The following is a 5,365-nucleotide window of genomic DNA, read 5'->3' as shown; positions in this document are numbered from 1 at the left end:
AAAAGGGTTTTATATTTGCACCCGCTTAGCGCAACAACGTTAAGAGAAAGTAAAGAAAAGTTCATTAACATATTGAATTGACAGCGTAAAGATCAACTGGAAACGGTTGATTAAAAACAAAAGAATAAATCATTTAGAGTACTAGAATAATTCCTATTAGTTGTTAAAGAAATAGTCGTAAGACTTAAAATTTAACGATGAAGAGTTTGATCCTGGCTCAGGATGAACGCTAGCGGCAGGCCTAACACATGCAAGTCGAACGGTAACAGATAAGAGCTTGCTTTTATGCTGACGAGTGGCGCACGGGTGAGTAACGCGTATACAATCTACCTTTTACAGGGGGATAGCCTTTAGAAATGAAGATTAATATCCCATAGTAAGTTATCATTGCATGATAGTAACTTTAAAGCTTCGGCGGTAAAAGATGAGTATGCGTTCTATTAGCTAGATGGTGTGGTAACGGCACACCATGGCAACGATAGATAGGGGCCCTGAGAGGGGGATCCCCCACACTGGTACTGAGACACGGACCAGACTCCTACGGGAGGCAGCAGTGAGGAATATTGGACAATGGGCGGGAGCCTGATCCAGCCATGCCGCGTGCAGGAAGACTGCCCTATGGGTTGTAAACTGCTTTTATACGGGAAGAAACCTAGTCACGTGTGACTAGCTGACGGTACCGTAAGAATAAGGATCGGCTAACTCCGTGCCAGCAGCCGCGGTAATACGGAGGATCCAAGCGTTATCCGGAATCATTGGGTTTAAAGGGTCCGTAGGTGGATAATTAAGTCAGGGGTGAAAGTCTGCAGCTCAACTGTAGAATTGCCCTTGATACTGGTTGTCTTGAATTATTGTGAAGTGGTTAGAATATGTAGTGTAGCGGTGAAATGCATAGATATTACATAGAATACCAATTGCGAAGGCAGATCACTAACAATATATTGACACTGATGGACGAAAGCGTGGGGAGCGAACAGGATTAGATACCCTGGTAGTCCACGCCGTAAACGATGGATACTAGCTGTTCGGTTTTCGGACTGAGTGGCTAAGCGAAAGTGATAAGTATCCCACCTGGGGAGTACGTTCGCAAGAATGAAACTCAAAGGAATTGACGGGGGCCCGCACAAGCGGTGGAGCATGTGGTTTAATTCGATGATACGCGAGGAACCTTACCAGGGCTTAAATGTAAGTTGCATTAGTTAGAGATAGCTATTTCTTCGGACCACTTACAAGGTGCTGCATGGTTGTCGTCAGCTCGTGCCGTGAGGTGTCAGGTTAAGTCCTATAACGAGCGCAACCCCTGTTGTTAGTTGCCAGCGAGTCATGTCGGGAACTCTAACAAGACTGCCAGTGCAAACTGTGAGGAAGGTGGGGATGACGTCAAATCATCACGGCCCTTACGTCCTGGGCTACACACGTGCTACAATGGTAGGGACAGAGAGCAGCCACTTCGCGAGAAGGAGCGAATCTATAAACCCTATCACAGTTCGGATCGGAGTCTGCAACTCGACTCCGTGAAGCTGGAATCGCTAGTAATCGCATATCAGCCATGATGCGGTGAATACGTTCCCGGGCCTTGTACACACCGCCCGTCAAGCCATGGAAGCTGGGAGTGCCTGAAGTCCGTCACCGTAAGGAGCGGCCTAGGGTAAAATTGGTAACTAGGGCTAAGTCGTAACAAGGTAGCCGTACCGGAAGGTGCGGCTGGAACACCTCCTTTCTAGAGAAAGATGACTAATAAGAAAAGTTCAATAAAGAGGAAATATTTAGTTTATTCTTTTGCTGTTAATTTAAATTTATAATAATTAAGTAGAGTCTCATAGCTCAGCTGGTTAGAGCGCTACACTGATAATGTAGAGGTCGGCAGTTCGAGTCTGCCTGAGACTACTAAATTAAAGGAAATTCTAGAACTGAGAATTCTAAATTCACATTAAGGATTCTACAAGTTAGGATTTGCAAATGGGGGATTAGCTCAGCTGGCTAGAGCGCCTGCCTTGCACGCAGGAGGTCATCGGTTCGACTCCGATATTCTCCACAAAAAGTATTCAATTTATTGGGTATTTGAAAGTTCATTGACATATTGAAAAAGATACATGAAAAGTATGATTAGATTTATCTAATTATATAATAAAAATTGTAAGATTAATTAGAATCACCACGAGCGATCTCTAATTAATCATAAATTTTAGTTTATAGCTTTCGGGCTTAGACTAAAATAGTAACTCATTAAAAAGACAAAAGTACAATAAGCTAAATAAGAGCGTATGGGGAATGCCTAGGCTCTCAGAGGCGATGAAGGACGTGATAAGCTGCGAAAAGCTACGGGGATTGGCACATACAAATTGATCCGTAGATATCCGAATGGGGCAACCCACTATATTGAAGATATAGTACACCGTAAGGTGAGCAAACCCGGAGAACTGAAACATCTAAGTACCCGGAGGAGAAGAAAACAAAAGTGATTCCGATAGTAGCGGCGAGCGAAATTGGATTAGCCCAAACCAGTATTGTTACGGCAATGCTGGGGTTGTAGGACCACGATATTAGAAGCAGGATGAATTAGAATTGTTTGGAAAGACAAGCCGTAGACGGTGATAGCCCGGTATAAGTAAAGAATGTGGATATAGTGGTATCCTGAGTAGTGCGGGGCACGTGAAACCCTGTGTGAATCAGTCGGGACCATCCGATAAGGCTAAATACTCCTGAGAGACCGATAGTGAACTAGTACCGTGAGGGAAAGGTGAAAAGAACCCTGAATAAGGGAGTGAAATAGAACCTGAAACCATACGCTTACAAGCGGTCGGAGCAGACTTGATCTGTGACGGCGTGCCTTTTGCATAATGAGCCTACGAGTTACCGTTGCTAGCAAGGTTAAGGACTTCAGGTCCGGATCCGTAGCGAAAGCGAGTCTGAATAGGGCGCTTTAGTTAGTAGTGGTAGACGCGAAACCGTGTGATCTACCCATGGGCAGGGTGAAGCTGTAGTAACATACAGTGGAGGCCCGAACCGATATACGTTGAAAAGTGTTCGGATGACCTGTGGGTAGGGGTGAAAGGCCAATCAAACTCGGAAATAGCTCGTACTCCCCGAAATGCATTTAGGTGCAGCGTTGATTTATAGTTTTATAGAGGTAGAGCTACTGATTGGATGCGGGGGCTTCACCGCCTACCAATTCCTGACAAACTCCGAATGCTATAAAATGTTAATCAGCAGTGAGGGCATGGGTGCTAAGGTCCATGTCCGAGAGGGAAAGAACCCAGACCATCAGCTAAGGTCCCCAAATATATGTTAAGTTGAATAAACGAGGTTGAACTGCTTAGACAGCTAGGATGTTGGCTTGGAAGCAGCCATTCATTTAAAGAGTGCGTAACAGCTCACTAGTCGAGCGGTTCGGCATGGATAATAATCGGGCATAAACATATTACCGAAGCTATGGACTTGTAAAAGTGGTAGGGGAGCATTGTAGTGTCGTCGAAGGTGTGCTGTGAGGCATGCTGGAGAAGCTACAAAAGAAAATGTAGGCATAAGTAACGATAATGCGGGCGAGAAACCCGCACACCGAAAGACTAAGGTTTCCTCAGCTATGCTAATCAGCTGAGGGTTAGTCGGGACCTAACGCGAACCCGAAAGGGGTAGTGGATGGACAACAGGTTAATATTCCTGTACCTGCTCACACTAAAAGTGACGGAGGCGAAAAGTTAGTGCGTACTGACGGAATAGTACGTTGAAGCGAGTAGTAATACCGCGATAGTACACTGAGACTACGGTCAAGGTGATAATCTAGCAAATCGACTTCCAAGAAAAGCGAGTGAAGCAGCCCGTACCCTAAACCGACACAGGTAGTTGGGATGAGAATTCTAAGGTGCTCGAGAGATTCATGGCTAAGGAACTAGGCAAAATTGACGCGTAACTTCGGGAGAAGCGTCGCCCCCTTATGGGGGGCCGCAGTGAAAAAGTCCAGGCGACTGTTTATCAAAAACACAGGGCTCTGCTAAATCGAAAGATGATGTATAGGGCCTGACACCTGCCCGGTGCTGGAAGGTTAAGTGGAGGGTTTAGAAGTTTACTTCGAAGATCTCAAATGAAGCCCCAGTAAACGGCGGCCGTAACTATAACGGTCCTAAGGTAGCGAAATTCCTTGTCGGGTAAGTTCCGACCTGCACGAATGGTGTAACGATCTGGACACTGTCTCAGCCATGAGCTCGGTGAAATTGTAGTATCGGTGAAGATGCCGATTACCCGCAGTGGGACGAAAAGACCCCGTGCACCTTTACTATAGCTTAGTATTGGTTTTGGATAAGTAATGTGTAGGATAGGTGGGAGACTTCGATCATGCGTCGCTAGGCGTGTGTGAGTCATTGTTGAAATACCACCCTTTGCTTATCTAGAGTCTAACTTTCAATGAAAGGACAGTGCTTGGTGGGTAGTTTGACTGGGGTGGTCGCCTCCAAAAGAGTAACGGAGGCTTCTAAAGGTTCCCTCAGCACGGTTGGTAATCGTGCGTAGAGTGCAATGGCATAAGGGAGCTTGACTGAGAGACATACAGGTCGATCAGGTACGAAAGTAGAGCATAGTGATCCGGTGGTTCCGTATGGAAGGGCCATCGCTCAAAGGATAAAAGGTACGCCGGGGATAACAGGCTGATCTCCCCCAAGAGCTCATATCGACGGGGGGGTTTGGCACCTCGATGTCGGCTCGTCACATCCTGGGGCTGGAGAAGGTCCCAAGGGTTGGGCTGTTCGCCCATTAAAGTGGCACGCGAGCTGGGTTCAGAACGTCGTGAGACAGTTCGGTCTCTATCTACTGTGGGCGTTAGAAATTTGAGTGGATCTGACTCTAGTACGAGAGGACCGAGTTGGACGAACCTCTGGTGTACCTGTTGTTCCGCCAGGAGCATTGCAGGGTAGCTACGTTCGGAAGGGATAAGCGCTGAAAGCATATAAGCGCGAAACCCACCACAAGATGAGATTTCTTTAAAGGGTCGTGGAAGATGACCACGTTGATAGGCTATAGGTGTAAAGGCAGTAATGTCATAGCCGAGTAGTACTAATAACCCATAGGCTTATTGTCACTTCGACTTCGCTCGGATAACCAGCAATGGTTAACGAGCGAGTCAGTTTTTTTATATAAAGTACTATACAATATAATTCATGTCACTTTTTCAATATGTCAACAATATTAGTGTTGATTATTTATAACAACCCAAGATTTAAGGTGGTTATAGCGACGGGGCTCACCTCTAACCATTCCGAACAGAGTAGTTAAGCCCGTTTGCGCCGATGGTACTGCTTAACTGTGGAAGAGTAGGTCGCCGCCTTTTTTAAGAACCCTTACTAGATAACTAGTAAGGGTTTTTTTTGTTTAT

General features: G+C 45.9%; 2 tRNA genes and 3 rRNA genes. All 5 read left to right on the top strand.

Annotation, left to right across the window (positions count from 1 at the left end):
• Window positions 1–194: 194 nt before the first annotated feature.
• Window positions 195–1,720: ribosomal RNA gene (locus HM981_RS17225) — 16S ribosomal RNA — on the top strand.
• Between the two features lie 93 nt (window positions 1,721–1,813).
• A tRNA-Ile gene (locus HM981_RS17220) sits at window positions 1,814–1,887 on the top strand.
• 74 nt (window positions 1,888–1,961) lie between these two features.
• Window positions 1,962–2,035, top strand: a tRNA-Ala gene (locus tag HM981_RS17215).
• A 208-nt stretch (window positions 2,036–2,243) separates the two neighbouring features.
• Window positions 2,244–5,070: ribosomal RNA gene (locus HM981_RS17210) — 23S ribosomal RNA — on the top strand.
• 140 nt (window positions 5,071–5,210) lie between these two features.
• Window positions 5,211–5,320, top strand: a 5S ribosomal RNA gene (gene rrf, locus HM981_RS17205).
• Together the 16S, 23S and 5S rRNA genes with 2 tRNA genes alongside form the textbook arrangement of a ribosomal RNA operon.
• The last annotated feature ends 45 nt before the right edge of the window (window positions 5,321–5,365 follow it).

It is taken from the genome of Winogradskyella ludwigii (genome assembly GCF_013403985.1).
Lineage (GTDB): Bacteria > Bacteroidota > Bacteroidia > Flavobacteriales > Flavobacteriaceae > Winogradskyella > Winogradskyella ludwigii.
Note: the sequence above shows the minus strand (reverse complement) of the source record. Positions and strands in the feature narration are given on the sequence as shown.